Source organism: Aeromonas sp. LsrichE-8G, assembly GCF_022869435.1.
GTDB lineage: Bacteria > Pseudomonadota > Gammaproteobacteria > Enterobacterales > Aeromonadaceae > Aeromonas > Aeromonas caviae.
On record NZ_JALIHH010000052.1, the window covers coordinates 1 to 16877 of the forward strand.

The window sequence follows — 16877 nt, forward strand, 5'->3', positions numbered from 1 at the left end:
CTAAGAAGTTGCTTGAGGTACTGGGTTGCATTGATAATAGTCATGGCTTCGGGCGTGTCGGTTTTTTTTTGCGATTAAATCAGATCACAAACGAAGCCTTTTTTCTATCTATTTCAATTGGTTGTAGCTAAAGATCCTGTACATGATCGGACTTTTTCTATGCTTGGTTGCGTAAATCCCTACGTCCGATTTTCTCCGGACTCTATGCCACTATGGCGGTACCCAAGGCAGAAGAACTCGTTGCTACCCCCTATCGTCACGGTAGTAAAGAGGGCGCCGAGGCCTTCTTCCTGGATGGTATGGGGAAGGCGATCCATCAACTGGCAAAGCAGGCCCACCCTGCATTCCCAGTCACCATCTACTACGCCTTTAAGCAGTCAGAGACCAAAAGTGACGGCACCTCCAGCGCCGGTTGGGAAACCTTCTTGCAAGCAGTGATCGACGCTGGCTTCTCCATTCATGGTACTTGGCCCGTACGAACGGAAAAAGAGGGGAGAGCAATAGGGAATGGTGCTAATGCCCTAGCTTCCAGCGTAGTGTTGGTGTGCAATAAGCGCCTGAGCAGCGCCGACACCATCAGCCGTCGTCAGTTTATTCGTGAACTTAATGCCGTGCTGCCAGATGCCTTGGATGAAATGACTCAGGGTGGCATCGATACCCATGGCAACAGCCAGTCAGCCGTCGCGCCGGTGGATTTATCGCAGGCCATTATCGGCCCCGGCATGGGCATCTTCAGCAAATACGCCGCCGTGTTGGAAGCCGATGGCAGCAAGATGAGCGTCAAAACAGCGCTGCAACTGATCAACCGCTTCCTGGCCGAAGATGACTTCGATCAGGACACCCAGTTCTGCCTGCACTGGTTTGAGCAGCAAGATTGGCGGGTGGGCAAGTTTGGCGAGGCCGATGTGTTGGCTCGCGCCAAGGGCACCAGCGTCGCGGGCCTGGTCGAGGCCGGGGTCGTTGAGGCCGGACAAGGGGACCTGCGTCTGCTCAAATGGGCAGAACTGCCGAGCGACTGGACGCCTGAGCGCGACAGCCGCACCCCGGTGTGGGAGGGGTTGCATCAACTGATTCGCCTGTTAAATAGCCAAGGCGCCAGCGCTGCCGGGGCCATGCTGGCATTGATGCCAAGCAAGAGCGACGCCATCCGCTCCTTGGCCTATCGCCTCTATACCCTTTGCGAACGTAAAGGTTGGGCCAGCGATGCCCGTGCCTATAACGAGTTGGTCATGGCATGGGAAGCGATGCAAGGCGCTATGGCCGAAAGCGGTCAGGTTGGCGACCAACAAGGATTTGATTTCTGATTGGCTTTCGCCAACAACATGAACACAGGACAGCCGTATGCATATTGAGTCGATCAGCTTAAAGAACTTCAAAAGCTTCCGTAACACACAGATGGAGGGGATCCCCAAGTTTTGTGTGTTGGTGGGGGCAAACGGAACCGGAAAATCAACCCTGTTTGGGGTATTTGATTTTCTGCGTGAAGCCCTGTCGAGCAATTTGCATACTGCCTTGGTGAAAGCCGGGGGAAGCCGGGGCTTTCAGGAGGTAAAAAGCCGCGGGGCAGAAGGCAATATCGAGATTGAGCTGAAATTTCGTGAGCATGATACAGCCCCGCTGGTGACCTATTTTCTTGAGATTGGTGAAGACAACGGCCGCCCGATAGTCGAGCGCGAAATTTTGAAGTACCGACGCGGTAGCGGTGGACAGCCATGGCATTTTCTGGATTTTTCTCGCGGTGCGGGTATGGCTGTCACCAACGAAATCGAGAAAGTCAAAGATGTTAATCAGTTGGTGAGAGAGGAGCAGCGATTGAAGTCGCCGGACATTTTGGCGATTAAAGGGTTGGCACAATTTGCCCAGTTCCCGGCTGTCGTCACGCTCGGTACCCTGATCGAAAATTGGCATATCTCTGATTTCCATATCAATCGGGCTCGTCCTGAACAAGAGGCCGGTTATGCTGAACACCTCTCTCGTGAAGGGGATAACCTTTCTCTGGTGACGCAGCATTTACATAGCCGATACCCGGAGGTTTTTTCCGCCATTCTGGACAAGCTGACACATAGAGTTCCTGGCATTACCAAGGTCGATGCTAAAACGACAGAAGAGGGGCGCGTGCTATTACGCTTCCAGGATGGTGCCTTTGAGGACCCTTTTCTGGCGCGGTATGTGTCGGATGGCACGATCAAGATGTTTGCCTATCTGGTGCTGCTTTATGATCCAGTTCCCCATCCTCTGCTGTGTGTTGAAGAGCCTGAAAATCAACTTTATCCGGGGTTGTTGTGGGAACTGGCCGAAGAGTTCAGCGCCTATGCCCAGCGCGGTGGCCAGGTGTTCGTCTCTACCCATTCCCCTGATTTTCTTAATGCAGTCGAGCTGGACTCTGTTTATTGGCTGGTAAAAAAACAAGGGGCAACCGAGATTGTCAGAGCCAGAGATAATAAGCAGGTGGCTGCCTATATGGCTGAAGGCGATCAATTAGGTTATCTGTGGAAACATGGCTTCTTTGAGGGAGTAGACCCTCAATGACGACAGTGGTTTTTTGCTTGGAGGAGCCATCCGCTAGGGCCATGCTGGAGGGAGTGATCCCTCGTTTATTTCCTGATATTCAGTTTCGCTTTGTCGTTTTTGAAGGAAAACAGGATCTCCATAAGAGACTGGTGATGCGTTTGCGAGGTTGGCAGGGGGATGCACTGTTTGTTGTGATGCGCGATCAAGACTCGGGTAATTGCGTGGATATCAAAGCACAATTATTCACTTTGTGCGAACAGGCAGGTCGACCGAACGCCTTGATCCGAATCGCCTGTCGTGAACTGGAAAGTTTTTATCTGGGTGATCTAGTAGCAGTTGAACAAGGATTGAATTTGGCAGGGTTAGCCAAGTTACAAGGAAACCAGAAATTTCGTGATCCTGATCGCTTAGTCAACGCGGCTGAAGAACTGAAAAAAATCACAAAAAACACATACCAGAAGTTGAGCGGATCCAGAAGCATCGCCCCTTACCTTCGTCTGGATGAGGCCCATCGCTCAACAAGTTTTAAGGCTCTGATTACAGGGCTTCAACGTTTATTGCACGAGGCTTAACAATGAGTCTGAAACCCTGGCGCGAGATTGCGCGCCCCCATCGTGATGTGCTGGAAGGCACGTTTAAACAGTCCGAGTTTGCCGCAGATATTACCCAGGTGGCTAACGGCAAGGCCCCGCTGGAGTATCAAGATGCCGAGCAGTTCTTTGCGCGTACCTTTATCACCGAAGGGATGCGGCTGCTGTTAGGCTCCGTTGCCGAGCGGTTGGCTGGCAAGGGAGGCGATCCGGTTATTCAGCTCCAAACGGCATTTGGTGGTGGTAAGACCCACACCATGTTGGCCGTTTATCATCTGGCATCACGCAACGTGACCACGGATCGTTTGCAGGGCATCCCGCCGATCCTGGATGCGGCCGGGATCGATCAATTGCCGCTCGCGAGAGTCGCGGTGATCGATGGCATCAACTTGTCGGTGAGTCAGCCGCGCCAGCATGGTGCAGTGCGGGCCAATACCCTGTGGGGTGAGTTGGCTTGGCAACTGTTGGGCGACGAGGGTTATGAGCTGGTTGCTGACAGTGATCGGGATGGTACTTCACCGGGTAAGGAGTTGCTGGTTGCGTTACTGACCAAGGCTGCTCCTTGCGTCGTCTTGATGGATGAGCTGGTGGCGTTCTTGCGCCAGTTGGAGGTGGGCAAGCAGTTTAATGCCGGTACCTTTGACTCCAATATCACCTTTATTCAGGCGTTGACCGAGGCGATGAAGGCTGTACCCAACGCCATGCTGTTGGCCTCTTTGCCAGAATCCGCACTGGAAGTCGGCGGCACGATGGGGCAGAAGGCGCTTGATTCCCTTGAGAAGTATTTTGCTCGTGTTGAATCGGTCTGGAAGCCGGTTGCAACCGAAGAGGCGTTTGAAATTGTGCGCCGCCGCCTGTTTGAATCAGCCGGTGATCCAGCTCAGGTGCAAGGCATTGCGCAACAATACGCAGATTTCTATCGCCAACATGCACCGGATTTTCCGAACGAAACGCAGTCAGGCCATTACTACGATCGGTTGTGCAAGTCATATCCCATCCACCCGGAAGTCTTCGACCGTCTTTATGAGGACTGGTCAACCCTGGACAAATTCCAGCGTACCCGTGGTGTGTTGCAGTATATGGCCATCGTGATCCACCGTTTGTGGGTAGCGGATAATCGCGATGCGTTGATCATGCCGGGTTCGCTGCCCCTTGATGACAGCAATGTGCGCGGCAAGAGCATCCATTATCTGCCGCAAGGGTGGGAGCCGGTCATCGAAAAAGAGGTGGATGGTGTTCGCTCGGAAGCCGCCGATCTTGATAAAAATGACACCCGTTTTGGGCAATATCATGCTGCCCGCCGAGTGATGCGCACGCTGTTTTTGGGCAGTGCGCCGAGTTCCAGTGATCAGATGCACCGTGGTTTGGAAGTGGAGCGGATCTTGCTCGGAGCCTGCTCTCCCGGTCAAACGGTTGGCACGTTCAAGGATGTGTTGACCCGCTTGCGAGACCGCCTGACCTATCTCTATGGCGATAAAGAGCGGCTGTGGCTCGATACCAAGCCAAACCTGCGGCGGGAGATGGAAACGCGTAAGAGCAATGTCAGCGAACGTGAGGATTTGCTCCCCCTGTTGAAAAAGTCGGTGACGGGCTGCTTTGGTGCTCAGCACGGCTTTGCTGGCATCCATGTCTTTACCCCTGCTGGCGATGTGCCGGATGAATATGGCAGTGGACCACGGTTAGTGGTGCTGGAGCCTCAGGGGTTGTCGGCATACAGCCGCAGCAGTAGCACCAATCAGGCTTTCAAAGCAGCAGAAGCCATCTTGCTCAAGCGTGGTGAGCAACCTCGGGTGAAGCAAAACCGCCTGCTCTTTTTGGCTGCGGATTATGACAGCCTGAGTCGCTTGAAAGATCAGGGCAGAACCTATCTGGCTTGGCACTCCATTGTCACCGATATTGAAAACGGCGTGCTCAATCAGGATCTGGCTCATCTGACCCAGGCTAAAGCCAACCGTGATGGTGCGAAAAAGCAGTTTGATAGCTTGATCCGTGATACCTACAAGTGGTTGCTGGCCCCGTTGCAGGAACCCGGCCAAATGCTGGAGTGGGAGGTAGCCCAGATCGCTTCAGGCGCGCCCAAATTGATCCAGGAGATCGAGAACCGATTGGTTGAAGAGGAGTGGCTGATCAAAGAGTGGTCACCCGTTCATTTGCGCAACTTGTTGGATAAATACTATTTCAGCAAAGGCGCTGAATCGGTCAGCGCATTGAAGGTGTGGCAGGATGCTTGCCAGTATCTTTATATGCCGCGCTTGGTCAATGATTCGGTATTGCGCCACTGCATCGAAGCCGCTATCCAGGGCTCTGACTATTTCGCCTTTGCCTCTAGCCAGCGTGAAGATCGTTTTGAGGGCTTTGCTTTTGGCAAAGCGGCCACCGTGTTTATCGATGAGCACAGCCTGCTGATAAGCCGCGAGGCAGCCCTACGTTATCAAGACAAGCTGGACAAAGAGAAAAGTAAGACAGAAGAACAAAAGGAAATCGATAAGCCCTCTATAAAAGACGGCGATAACGACACCAAAAAATCAACAGGGACTGATGGGGAAAAAGGAGCTGGTGGAGACGGCTTGTGTCCATTGCCTACGCCTCCAATCGCCGAGAAAACTCGGTTCTATGGCTCGGTCAGGATTGACCCCATCAAGGCCAAGATGGATTTTGCCACGCTGATGGATGAGGTTGTGCAAAACTTCACCAGCCAATTGGGAGTGGATGTGGAGATCTCAATTGAGATTAACGCCCGTTCAGGGAAAGGGTTTGATGCCAACTTGCAGCGAGCCATCAAAGAGAATTGCAGTATGCTCAAGTTTGGCAATGCTGAATTTGAAGAGTAAAAAAACAAAAGGCCGGGAAACCGGCCTTTTTATAACCAATGCTCGGGGATGGTGAGCTCGAAAGATCTGGCGGCATAACGCAGCATGGAGAGAATTTCACGATGGCGGGCGGTATCAATTGGCTGCCCTGCTTTTCGTTGTTCTAACATGCTCTGCAGCTCAGGCAAATCGAACATGCCGAGCCGATGAAAGTTACCCCAAGTGGGCTGGCCGAACAGGTTATAGATCACAACTGTGCTATCACGTTCACTGGCCAAGCGTTTTTCACCCGTGATCTTGGTTAATGCAATTTCGGCTTCGTCTTTGTCGTCGTAAGTGTTGAGCAGCTTCATTAGAGGCTTTGTGTTCGATGAATGGGTGGCAAAGTCTACCAAGGAAGGCTAGCACCGGCAAAATCAGGTAACGGTCAGTTTGATCTGATTGATGCCGTTTACAAGGCATTAGGGGTTCAGTAGAGAGCCAAAAAAAGAAGTTTTGGGCAAAGGGTGAGTCTGTGGCTCACCCTTTGTGTCGACTTTATGCCTCTGTGGCTGGAACATTGCCGCTTTCTTGCCGGTAGACATCCAGATAGAGGTAGCCATAGCTGGCCCTTGGATTGGCCAGGCAGACCCATTCCCCTTGCCTCAATGTTACCAATTTATCTTGGTCGCTCAGCAGTTCCCCTTGTTGAAATAGTTTGCTAAGACGCTCAATAAACCCCGGTAAAACGGTGTCGATGTCGGTGAGCCACTGCTCGTCGGCCTCGCCATAGACGCCGCTGCGATCCCAGAGCAGGGAGACTCCGCTTCGTTCGACAATGGCTCGTGCGCCAAAACGGGGCTGAACCTGGGTGTGTAATCCCCAACTGCCTATCGTGCTCATGTTTTTACTCCAAATGAGGGTGGGTCCTTGCACAGGTCATCGCAGACCATGCTCATTACTCCCGAAAAGGACGGCCTGATCGGCGCAACTGTTACAAATGTCCACGCTCTGCCAGTGACACCACGCCCTCCGCCCCCACCACCAGATGATCCAGCGTGCGGATATCGACCAGCGCTAGGGCGCTTTGCAGTCGCTGAGTGATCTCGATATCTGCACGGCTGGGTTCTGGGTAACCTGAGGGATGGTTGTGGACCAGCATCAGCGCGGCGGCATTGTGGTGCAGCGCCCGCTTGACCACGTCGCGGGGGTAGACGGTCGCAGCGGAGAGGGTGCCGAGAAACAGCTCCTCGTAGGCCAGGATCCGGTGCTGGTTATCGAGGAACAGTGCGGCGAACACTTCGCGATCCCGCGTTTGCAGCAGCCCTTGTAGCGCGTGGTGGGCCAGATGCTTGTCGGTGAGGGCCACGCCTTTGGCGAGCTTCTGGCGGGCCAGTGCCTGGGCGATGGTGAGCAAGTCGTCGTCGGTGACTAAGTCGGTCACCCGATAAGTGCCGGGTTGCTCCCCAGCACTGAGTTTGTGATGCAACATGATTCATTCTCCAAAAGCGTTCGCCCCACTGGCCGGTGGGGTGTGTTTTGCGATAAGGGGGGTGGTGATTGCGATGAGTGGGTCAGTGATTGGCAGAGCGCAGCCTTTGCTGTGTCAGGTCGTGCAACGGGATCTGGTAACTGGTGGCCAGCAGGTTGCCGATGCCATAAAGCCACTCCCGTTCCGGGTGATCGCACAGCCATTCGGCCAGTGCGTCACCCCGTTCGGTCTGATAGCGCAGATAGAGGGCGTAGCCATCGACCCGTAGACCGTAGTCCAGCACCACCTGGGTCTGCCCCCCGTTGTCGTGAACCCCCTCCAGCTCAAGGGCGAGCAGTGTTCTGGTCATCGGCACCTTCCTGATGGGGTAAGGGGTCACTCTCCACGGTAAAACCGCGATGAATACAAATGCGTTGCAGGTCAGCCAGAAAGCTGGCCAGTACCCTGGGCTGCTCGGTGAACGGGACCGGCCCTGCCTGGCAATGCCAGAAACACCTGCGCTTGGGATCAACGCAGATCTCATCCACCGGTTGGCTCATGGTGCGCCAGTCGTCAGCATTGCTGATGGTGAGCAGTTGCCACTGAACCCCAGACCAACGCACTTGTAAGGTGACGGTGCGGGCATGTGGGCTACCAGGTGTCAGATGCAGCAACCAGCGTTTGCCACTTTGTGTGGGCCTTAATTTTGCTTTGATAGGTTAGGGAAGGCTGCTGACGGTGGCGTACCCAAGGCGTTGTTCGAGCTGGTGGATTTACAGCATAAATAAGGTGAACTGGCGCAGGCCAGAGCCAGTTATGCCAAGGCCGCCCAACAAGGACACATTCTCGCCCAGTACACCTACGGTGAAATGCTGCGTCTGGGACAAGGGGGAAAAGAGGATTACGCGCTTGCTCTCAAGCAGTATCGCCTAGCGGCCCAGCAGGGCGACCGCCAAGCCCAATACCGAATGGGGACATTGCGTGAGGAAGGCTTGGGGGCACCTCGTAACCGGGTGCATGCTTATGCTTGGCTGTCACTGGCGGCGACAGAAGGAATGCCTGAGGCTGTACGGGCCCGTGATGAACTCGAGGCCGCGATGACCAAGCCGGAAGTCAAACAAGCGCAGAAACTCTCTGAGCACTGGTTTGGCAAGATGTCATCAACGGCTAAGAAAAGCTAAAAAAAAGAACATAGAAGGAAGCGGCCTTGGTGGGCCGCTTCCTTCTTATTCAGTTGGTGAATTACCGGATACAAACTCAGCCCACGCATCCATCATTGGACGCCGCTGATCCAGCAAGTCCGTGCGGTGGTAGGCGGCTTCTACCTTGTTCTGCACTGTGTGAGCTAATGCTCGTTCAGCGAGATCCCGCGCATAGCCCTGCTCGCTGCACCAGTCTCGAAAGCTAGAACGAAAGCCATGAGCAGTGGCCATTCGGCCAGGTGTGCAACTCCCTGCTTTGGCTCTTCTCAGAAACATCGTCAACACTGTGTCTGAGAGCGGTACTTGGTCTCTGGGGGATGGGAATACCAACTCGTCATGTAATCCCCTTAACCCTTTCAGGATTTCGACGGCACGAAGAGATAACGGAACACGATGTTGTTGTTTGGCTTTCATACGCTCGGCAGGCAAAGTCCAGACCCTTGCCTCCAAATCGACTTCTGACCACTTCATGGCTCTGACTTCACCTGAACGGCAAGCAGCCAGGATCAAGAACTCCAGCATGGAGCGGGTTACATCGTACTGTTGCGTTGTTCTCAGATGTTTTTGCACAAATGCAGGGATATCACGCCAAGGCATTGCAGGCTGGTGTTCTACACGCACAGATTTGCTGGGTTGAGCCGGTAATAGGTGGCTTACCACATCCACTGGGTTTGCAGAGGTATAGCCATGGGCCCATGCCCAAGCCATGACTGCGTGTAGCCTCTGTTTAACACGGCTTGCCGTTTCCGGGATCGTCAGCCATATCGGTTGCAAAACGGAAGCGATATGAGCTGGGGTGATGGTATCAATGGAGATAGTGCCAATTGCAGGAAAGGCATACTGTTCCAATGTGGTGATCCATTGCTTGCCGTGTTTTGGGTTCTTCCAACCAGGTAACAAGCTTTCGTAGACGAGTCTGGCGGATGCTTCCAACGTCGGGATCTTCGGCTTGTTCTGCTCCTGCAGCCGGATCTCTAGTGGGTCCAGATTATTCGCCAGCTGTTCCCGCATTGCCTGGGCGTCTCGAGCAGCGTCAGCGATAGAGATCTCGGGGTAAGTCCCGAGGCCAGCGTTACGTCGTTTCTTCGTCAGTGGGCTGACATAGCGGAACACCCACTTTCCTCTGCCCTTGATGGTAGAGGGGTGTAGCGTCAACCCGGTGACGCCACCATGAGCAAGGGGCTTATCTTCAGGCTTGATGTTGCGGGCTTTGGTATCGGTGAGGATTGCCATCAGGTAACCTCCTTGAGAATTGAATATGCCACTCAGTATGCCACCAAGCATGCGCAGTGGTAATATGTGATTGGGATGGATTGGACTGTGTTTGTTTCTAATATACTGATAGTAAATGGCTTGCTGGATTGGTGTGGAGTTGATTGGACTTAATTACGGCGGGCACCTCCTCCGCCATCTATATAGCCCAACTGATTTATTCAGTTGGGCTTTTTCGTATTCGCGTGCTACATGCAGGTGCCATTGAGTGACAACCTGAGCGGGGCTCTCCCACCCGTCAGTTCCTTCAATGGTGGCCAACAAGATGCGGACGAGCACGGCCAGGCTGCCCGTCAGTCCGGTGGATGTCTGGCTCGAACGCCGAGCCTGTCTCTTTCACGGTCTCGATGGCCTCTGTTGTCTGAACGCTGTCATTGTCTGGGCCGTTAGATTGCTGCCGCCAGTGACGATAATCCCGCCTCCCGTGCTCTCCTGCCAGCCCATGCCTTCTCACCTTGGCCGCCACCACAGCGCCCGTGATGACACTGGAAGTGAGGGCTGAGAGCCACTCCCTGCAGCCCCCTGCCGGCATTGCCGAGCGCCAGACATCAGGGGGCAACATCATGACGCTCTCCGCTACGTGGCTCGTCTGGCCCTCCAGGCCTGAATGCGCGCCTGGGTGCCGATGACGAAGACAAAAAAGACCGGCACGAAGAAGATGGCCAGCAGGGTGCCGCTGATCATGCCGCCGAACACGCCGGTGCCGATGGCATGCTGGGTCTCCGCGCTGGCACCGCTGGCAAGCATCAGCGGCACCACACCGAGGGTGAAGGCGAGTGATGTCATCAGGATGGGGCGCAGACGCAGGCGTGCGGCGGTCACCGCAGCGTCAAGCAGCGAGCGCCCTTCGCCATGCAACTGGCGGGCAAACTCCACGATGAGGATGGCGTTCTTGGCCGACAGGCCGATGATGGTGATCATGCCCACCTTGAAGAAGACGTCGTTGGGCATGCCGCGCAGCATCACCGCCGCCACGGCGCCGAGCAGGCCCAGGGGGACCACCAGCATCACGGAGAGCGGAATGGACCAGCTCTCGTAGAGCGCGGCCAGCACCAGGAAGACCACCAGCGCCGACAGCAGCATCAGCAGGGGGGCCTCGGCCGCCGACTGGCGCTCCTGCAGCGACTGTCCCGTCCAGGCCAGGGCGAAGCCTGGCGGCAATTGCGCCACCAGGCGATCCATTTCCGCCATCGCGGCGCCACTGGACACCCCGGGGGCGGCACTCCCGAAGAGACGCACGGCGGGGAAGCCCTCGCAGCGCATCATCTGTTGCGGCGACTGGCGCCAGGTCGGCGTCACCACCTCCCGCAGGGGCACCATGCCGCCGCTGGCATTGCGCACCCGCACGCCGAGTACGTCATCGAGCTGCATGCGCGCCGACGCGTCGGCCTGCAGGATGACCTGCTGCATGTGCCCGCCGTTGGGAAAGTCGTTGATGTAGAGCGATCCCATCGCCGCCGACAGGGTGCTGCTCACGCTGGTGAACGAGAGTCCCATGGCCTCGGCCTTCTGCCGGTTGATCTCGAGGTGAATGCTCTCGCCGGGGGGCAGGCTGTCGAGATAGACATCGCTCACCACTTCGCTTTGGGCCGCCAGTGCCAGCAGTTGCGCCTGGGCGGCCAGCAGCGCGGCCTCCCCCTGGTTGGCCCTGTCTTGCAGGAAGAGCGTGAAACCCGAAGAGGTGCCCAGTTCGTCGATGGCGGGCGGCAGCAGGCTCATCACGGTGCCTTCCTTGCTGTTGGCCATGGCGGCCTGTGCCAGCTCAGCCTCTTCGGCAGCCGTGGCACCATGACGCAGGTCCCACTCTTTGAGCATGGTGAAGGCCATGGCCGCATTGGGGCCGGCGCCGGAGAAGCTGAAGCCTTGCACCACCAGATTGGTGTCGAGCGCCTCGCGAGAGGCCACATGGGCCTCGAACTCCTTGATGACGGCCAGGGTGCGCTCGCTGGTGGCGCCGGTCGGCAGCTGGATGGAGGTCATGAAGTAGCCCTGATCCTCGTCCGGCAGGAAAGAGGAGGGCAACTGGGTGGCGGCGATGGCCAGCACGGCGCAGAGGGCGGCGAAGGTAGCCATCATGCGTCCGCTGCGCCCGACCAGCCGGGTGACCCGAACGTCGTAGCCTGCGGTGAGCCGCTCGACGCCCCGGTTGAAGGCGCCGAAGAAACCGCGCTTCTCATGGTGACTCGGGCTGACCGGACGCAGCAGGGTGGCGCAGAGCGCTGGCGTCAGGGTCAGGGCGAGGAAGGCGGAAATCAGGATCGACACCGCCATCGACAGGGTGAACTGCTGGTAGATGACCCCCACGGAGCCGCTGCCGAACGCCATGGGGATGAACACCGCCGTGAGCACCAGGGTGATGCCGATCACCGCCCCGGTGATCTCCTTCATGGCCCGCGATGTCGCCTCCCTGGGCGATAGCCCCTGGGTGGCCATCAGGCGCTCGACGTTCTCCACCACCACGATGGCGTCGTCGACGATGATGCCGATGGCCAGCACCATGCCGAACATGGTCAGGGAGTTGATGGAAAAGCCGGCCAGTAGCATCACCGCGAAGGTGCCAAGCAGGGCGATGGGGGCGACGATGGCCGGGATCAGGGTGTAGCGCAGGTTCTGCAGGAAGAGAAACATCACCAGGAACACCAGCACCATGGCTTCCAGCAGGGTGTGGATCACCTTGTCGATGGAGACCTTGACGAAGGGGGCCGAGTCGAACGGGATCGAATAGGCCATGCCCGCCGGCAGGGTGGGGGCAAGCTGGGCAAGACGAGTGCGTACCGCATCGGCGGTGCGCACGGCGTTGGCGCCGGGGGAGAGCTGGATGGCGGCGCTGGTGGCAGCCACCCCGTTCTCGCGGTTGGAAAAGGCGTAGGATTGCGCCCCCAGCTCGACCCGGGCCACGTCACCCAGCACCAGCTTGGCGCCATCGGCACCTGCCCGCAGTACGATGGCGGCGAACGCCTCGGGAGTGGTCAGCTGCCCCTGTACCGTGAGGGGAACCGTCAGTCGCTGGCCAGGCAGGGCGGGTTCGTCGCCGAGGCGCCCCGGTGCAATCTGCACGTTCTGCTGCTCGATGGCCTGCGCCACCTCGCTGATGGTCAACCCGTAGGCGGCGAGCTTGCCCGGATCCACCCAGATGCGCATGGCCTGCTCGGCGCCGAACAGCTGCACTCGCCCCACGCCGTCGATGCGGCGCAGCTCCTGCACGATATTGCGGGCCATGTAGTCGTTCAGCGCGACCTCATCGAAGCGGCCATCCGGTGAAGTCATGCCGACCATCATCAGAAAGCCGGACGAGGCGGACTCCACCTGCAGGCCGGTTTGCCGCACCGCCTGTGGCAAGCGAGGCTCGACCGCCTTGATGCGGTTTTGCACGTCCATCTGGGCCAGCTCCGGATCGGTGCCCGGCTTGAAGGTGGCGGTGATCTGCGCGCTGCCGGAGGCATCTACCGACGACTCGAAGTAGAGCAGGTTCTTCACCCCCGACAGCTCGCGCTCGATCAGGCTCACCACCGCATCGTTCAGGGTCTGCGGCGTGGCGCCCGGATAGGTGGCATAGAGGGTCACCGACACCGGCGCCACCGAGGGATAGCGGGAGATGGGCAGCTTGGGGATGGCGATGACCCCCGCCAGCACGATGAAGAGGGCGAGCACCCAGGCAAACACCGGGCGATGAATGAAAAACTGCGGCATGAAATGTCTCCGATTCAACGGTTACCGGCGTCAGCCTGCTGGCTGACTGCGGGGGATTGCCAGGGATGGGCAATGACTTGCGTCCCCGGGGTCAGGCGGTCGATCCCCTCGATCACCACCCGCTGTCCGGCGTTGAGCCCGGACGTGATGCGGTACTGGCTATTCACCAGTTCAGCGGTGTTGACCGGAACCAGTTGTGCCTGCCCCTGGCCATCCACCACCCACACGCTGGTCTGGCCCGATGTGCGCACCACCGCCTGCTGAGGCACGCTCAGGGCGTTGGCATAGCGGGCACGGGGAATGCGCGCCTGTACGTAGAGGCCAGGCAAGTGCCGCCGCTCCGGGTTGTCCACCAGTACCCGCAGCAGTACGTCACCGGTACCGGCATCCACCTCGATGCCGGAGAAGAGGATGTGCCCCTGCATGCCGAGCGGCTTGCCGTCGCTGCCGAGGATGTCCACCGCCAGTTCCGGTGCCGTCGAGCCAGCCTGCTGGCGCAGGGTGTCGAGCACAGAGGCCGGTTGACGGACATCGACGTAGACCTGATCGATCTGCTGGATCCTGGCCATGGGGGTGGCGTCGGTGGGGGACACCAGAGCCCCTTCACTCACCAGCGCCTGATCGATGCGCCCGGCGATGGGGGCTTCCACGCTGGCAAATTGCAGGTTCAGCTGGTGCCGGGCCAGGGTCGCCCTGGCCTGAGCCACGTCGGCGGCCGCCTGATCACGCTGGGAGACCGCATCGTCATAGGTCTGGCGGCTGATGGCCTCGGTGCGCAGCAGCGGCACCAGACGGTCAATCTGGATACGGGCGCGGGCCAGCACGGCCTCCGCGCGCTGCAATGCTGCGGCGGCGCTGTCGACATCCGCCTTGAAGGGGGCCGGATTTATCTGGAACAGCACGGTGCCTGCGCCGATTTCGGCGCCCTGCTCGAACAGGCGGCGCTGCACGATGCCGCTAATCTGGGCCCGAATTTCGGCGCTTCGCACCGCGGCCACCCGGGCGGGCAGATCCTCGCTGATGACCAGGTCCTGACCTGCCAGCGTCATCACCGACACCTGAGGACGGGTCGGCGCATCTTGCGCTTGCGTCGTCCCATCGCAACCTGCCAACCCGAATACGGCAATGACGGCGAGCAGGGCGCCCGCATACCGCTGTTTGACAAACATCATATTCACCTCGTTAAACCGCCTCCCGGGCATGGTGCTGCCGCGAGAGCACATCGAACGGGCATTATGGCGAGGGGCTATTGCGAATGATTCGAGGCTTTGTGGAGAATCCATGGAGGCGGTGATAAAGTTCAAGCCCCCCATTTTCGAGTCCGACCATGTCGTATCTTCCTGCTTCCGCCAACCCGGCGGCCCAGTCACTGGTACTGATTGCAGAGGATGAAGCCGAGATAGCCGACATCCTCGCCGCTTACCTGCAACGTCACGGATTGCGCACCCTGCATGCCGCCGATGGCCGCGAAGCCCTGGCCATGCACCAGACATGCAAACCCGATCTCCTGTTGCTGGATGTGCAGATGCCGCAGCTCGATGGCTGGCAGGTGCTCAGCGAAATCCGGGCCCGTGGCGACACGCCGGTGATCATGTTGACTGCCCTGGATCAGGACCTCGACAAGCTGATGGGGCTGCGCATGGGGGCGGATGACTATGTGGTCAAACCCTTCAACCCGGCCGAAGTGGTGGCCCGGGTACAGGCGGTGCTCAGACGCAGCCAGGCTGCGAAACAGACCACGGCCCGGGTACTGCGGGTCGGCCCCTTCCAGATCGATCTGGAGAGCCACGAGGCCAGCATTTGCCGCGATGAAGGGCAGCAGGTGCTGGATCTGACCCTGACCGAATTCAAGTTGCTCGCCTCCCTGATGCGGGCTCCCAAGCGGGTGTTCAGCCGCGCCGAACTGCTGACCCACTGCCTGCCGGAGGGGGATACCCAGGAGCGCACGGTGGACAGCCACATCAGCAAGCTGCGCAAGAAGCTGGAGGCACAGGGCATCCAGGGGGTGCCCGCCAGTGTCTGGGGCGTCGGCTATCGCTTCGGGGGCGATGCGTGACATCGGCACCCGGCCTGCGCAGGCAGATCATCCGCTCCCTGGGGCTGATGGCGCTCGGCATCATCTGCCTCGCGGTGATCGGCACCTATGTGTTCTACGCCATTGCCGTGACCTATGTACCTGGCAGCATCTCCGAGAGCTGGGTGCCCTCCAGGGTCGAGATGATCTGGATTGGCTCGACCATTCTCATTGCATTGGGGATGGCGCTGTACGTGGCGGTGCGCCTCTCTCGGCGCATCCTGACTCCCCTCAACTCGGTGGCAAACAGCCTGCGAGAGGTGGCAGAGGGCAAACTCGATGCGCGCGTGCCGCTGGATGAGCAGGCGATCGGGGAGACGGCGCAACTGGTGCGGGACTTCAACACCATGGCCGAGCGACTGCAGAGCATGACCCGCGAGCGGGAGTTCTGGAATGCCGCCATCGCCCACGAGTTGCGCACCCCGGTGACCATCTTGCGTGGCCGCTTGCAGGGGCTGGCCGAAGGGGTATTTCCGCCAGAGCGTGCGCTCTTTGAAGGCTTGCTGCGTCAGGTGGAGGGATTGACCCACCTGATCGAAGATTTGCGGGTGCTCAGTCTCAACGACAGCGGCCACCTGGAGCTGCAACGAGAGGAGATCAGGCTGGCCGACGAGCTTGCCGTGGTGCTCGAGGCGTTTGCCACCCCTCTTGCCGCGAACGGTTTCACTCTCAAGCGGGAGCTCGATGCCGAGCTTTGTGTCTGTTGCGATGCACTTCGCATCCGTCAGGCTCTGATGGCGCTGCTGGAAAATGCCCAGAAGCACGCGGTGCCGGGCATGCTGACCGTGCGCCTGTATCGTTCGGGCGTCCAGTGCATCCTGAGCGTGGAGGATGAGGGGCCTGGTATCAGCGAGGAGGTCGCCGCCTATATCTTCGAGGCGTTTCGCCGAGGGGATCCGTCACGCTCGCGCAAGAGTGGCGGCAGCGGGCTCGGGCTGGCGGTGGTAAAGGCCATTGTCGAGGCCCACGGCGGCAGTGCGGTCTGCCAATCCGGCGGGCGGGGCGGCACCCTGTTCCTGCTTTCCTGGCCCCTCTTGCACCCTGACGGTAGGTCATGACCCCGCATTGCCGCATCGGCTCGGGATGGGCGCGCCGAGGCGCGTGTGTTGACTGTGATCCAACAGCCCAAAATAAGGTTCTTCGCGGGATCTTGGGGAAGTGGAAGTTGACAGACAGGGTGCTGGTAAACTGGCTGTCTCCAAACACACCACCACCATCACCCTGCTGTCGCCGTGCATCATATTGATATTGCCTCCTTCTGGCCAGGTTATACCGTCA

General features: G+C 58.4%; 13 protein-coding genes and 1 pseudogene. 7 read left to right on the forward strand and 7 right to left on the reverse strand.

Features of this window, described 5'->3' with window-relative positions; all coding sequences use genetic code 11:
- Positions 1-212 precede the first annotated feature (212 nt).
- Genes MUW49_RS10480 through MUW49_RS10495 form a run of 4 tightly spaced genes read left to right on the forward strand, consistent with a single transcriptional unit; the run spans position 213 to position 5932 of the window.
- Positions 213-1304 (forward strand): hypothetical protein, encoded by a 1092-nt coding sequence (locus tag MUW49_RS10480; protein ID WP_244812699.1) that lies wholly within the window; start codon positions 213-215, stop codon positions 1302-1304.
- A gap of 37 nt (positions 1305-1341) precedes the next feature.
- Positions 1342-2529, forward strand: a complete 1188-nt coding sequence (locus tag MUW49_RS10485; protein ID WP_244812701.1) for an AAA family ATPase — start codon at positions 1342-1344, stop codon at positions 2527-2529.
- Positions 2526-3083, forward strand: coding sequence for a DUF4276 family protein (locus MUW49_RS10490; protein WP_244812703.1), 558 nt, complete (start codon positions 2526-2528; stop codon positions 3081-3083). The genes MUW49_RS10485 and MUW49_RS10490 overlap by 4 nt, the downstream gene beginning before the upstream one ends.
- A 2-nt stretch (positions 3084-3085) precedes the next feature.
- The gene (locus MUW49_RS10495) at positions 3086-5932 is read left to right on the forward strand and encodes a DUF499 domain-containing protein (protein ID WP_244812704.1); all 2847 of its coding nucleotides are present in this window, start codon (positions 3086-3088) and stop codon (positions 5930-5932) included.
- A gap of 29 nt (positions 5933-5961) precedes the next feature.
- Here the strand turns inward: MUW49_RS10495 and MUW49_RS10500 are convergent, their stop codons facing one another.
- The 4 genes from MUW49_RS10500 to MUW49_RS10515 form a co-directional block, all read right to left on the reverse strand.
- The gene (locus MUW49_RS10500; RefSeq protein WP_103858985.1) at positions 5962-6264 is read right to left on the reverse strand and encodes a hypothetical protein; all 303 of its coding nucleotides are present in this window, start codon (positions 6262-6264) and stop codon (positions 5962-5964) included.
- Positions 6265-6448: 184 nt separating this feature from the next.
- Positions 6449-6793 (reverse strand): type IV toxin-antitoxin system YeeU family antitoxin, encoded by a 345-nt coding sequence (locus tag MUW49_RS10505; RefSeq protein WP_103858984.1) that lies wholly within the window; start codon positions 6791-6793, stop codon positions 6449-6451.
- 91 nt (positions 6794-6884) lie between these two features.
- Positions 6885-7382 (reverse strand): DNA repair protein RadC, encoded by a 498-nt coding sequence (gene radC / locus MUW49_RS10510; RefSeq protein ID WP_041212667.1) that lies wholly within the window; start codon positions 7380-7382, stop codon positions 6885-6887.
- 82 nt (positions 7383-7464) lie between these two features.
- Positions 7465-7731, reverse strand: a complete 267-nt coding sequence (locus tag MUW49_RS10515; RefSeq protein WP_041211638.1) for a hypothetical protein — start codon at positions 7729-7731, stop codon at positions 7465-7467.
- Between the two features lie 349 nt (positions 7732-8080).
- Between MUW49_RS10515 and MUW49_RS10520 the strand changes: the two are divergent.
- Positions 8081-8542, forward strand: a pseudogene (locus tag MUW49_RS10520) (tetratricopeptide repeat protein); the annotation flags it as partial.
- A 45-nt stretch (positions 8543-8587) separates the two neighbouring features.
- Here MUW49_RS10520 and MUW49_RS10525 read toward each other — a convergent pair.
- From MUW49_RS10525 to MUW49_RS10535, 3 genes are all read right to left on the reverse strand, one after another.
- Positions 8588-9796 carry a tyrosine-type recombinase/integrase gene (locus tag MUW49_RS10525; protein WP_103859016.1) on the reverse strand — a complete coding sequence of 403 codons (1209 nt, stop codon included), beginning with the start codon at positions 9794-9796 and terminating at the stop codon, positions 8588-8590.
- Positions 9797-10411: 615 nt separating this feature from the next.
- Positions 10412-13525 carry a multidrug efflux RND transporter permease subunit gene (locus MUW49_RS10530; RefSeq protein ID WP_244812706.1) on the reverse strand — a complete coding sequence of 1038 codons (3114 nt, stop codon included), beginning with the start codon at positions 13523-13525 and terminating at the stop codon, positions 10412-10414.
- Positions 13526-13539: 14 nt separating this feature from the next.
- On the reverse strand, positions 13540-14697 hold the full coding sequence (locus tag MUW49_RS10535) for an efflux RND transporter periplasmic adaptor subunit (protein ID WP_244812708.1): 1158 nt from the start codon (positions 14695-14697) through the stop codon (positions 13540-13542).
- 155 nt (positions 14698-14852) lie between these two features.
- On the opposite strand from MUW49_RS10535, the gene MUW49_RS10540 reads away from it, so the two are divergent.
- The gene (locus MUW49_RS10540; protein WP_042864283.1) at positions 14853-15581 is read left to right on the forward strand and encodes a response regulator; all 729 of its coding nucleotides are present in this window, start codon (positions 14853-14855) and stop codon (positions 15579-15581) included.
- The gene (locus MUW49_RS10545) at positions 15578-16657 is read left to right on the forward strand and encodes an ATP-binding protein (RefSeq protein ID WP_244812709.1); all 1080 of its coding nucleotides are present in this window, start codon (positions 15578-15580) and stop codon (positions 16655-16657) included. The genes MUW49_RS10540 and MUW49_RS10545 overlap by 4 nt, the downstream gene beginning before the upstream one ends.
- Positions 16658-16877 lie beyond the last annotated feature (220 nt).

Bases quoted from the DNA above. Each gene is read 5' to 3' on its own strand.
- MUW49_RS10480 (WP_244812699.1), top strand. From the start codon at position 213: ATGGCGGTACCCAAGGCAGAAGAACTCGTTGCTACCCCCTATCGTCAC.
- MUW49_RS10485 (WP_244812701.1), top strand. From the start codon at position 1,342: ATGCATATTGAGTCGATCAGCTTAAAGAACTTCAAAAGCTTCCGTAAC.
- MUW49_RS10490 (WP_244812703.1), top strand. From the start codon at position 2,526: ATGACGACAGTGGTTTTTTGCTTGGAGGAGCCATCCGCTAGGGCCATG.
- MUW49_RS10495 (WP_244812704.1), top strand. From the start codon at position 3,086: ATGAGTCTGAAACCCTGGCGCGAGATTGCGCGCCCCCATCGTGATGTG.
- MUW49_RS10500 (WP_103858985.1), bottom strand. From the start codon at position 6,264: ATGAAGCTGCTCAACACTTACGACGACAAAGACGAAGCCGAAATTGCA.
- MUW49_RS10505 (WP_103858984.1), bottom strand. From the start codon at position 6,793: ATGAGCACGATAGGCAGTTGGGGATTACACACCCAGGTTCAGCCCCGT.
- radC (WP_041212667.1), bottom strand. From the start codon at position 7,382: ATGTTGCATCACAAACTCAGTGCTGGGGAGCAACCCGGCACTTATCGG.
- MUW49_RS10515 (WP_041211638.1), bottom strand. From the start codon at position 7,731: ATGACCAGAACACTGCTCGCCCTTGAGCTGGAGGGGGTTCACGACAAC.
- MUW49_RS10525 (WP_103859016.1), bottom strand. From the start codon at position 9,796: ATGGCAATCCTCACCGATACCAAAGCCCGCAACATCAAGCCTGAAGAT.
- MUW49_RS10530 (WP_244812706.1), bottom strand. From the start codon at position 13,525: ATGCCGCAGTTTTTCATTCATCGCCCGGTGTTTGCCTGGGTGCTCGCC.
- MUW49_RS10535 (WP_244812708.1), bottom strand. From the start codon at position 14,697: ATGATGTTTGTCAAACAGCGGTATGCGGGCGCCCTGCTCGCCGTCATT.
- MUW49_RS10540 (WP_042864283.1), top strand. From the start codon at position 14,853: ATGTCGTATCTTCCTGCTTCCGCCAACCCGGCGGCCCAGTCACTGGTA.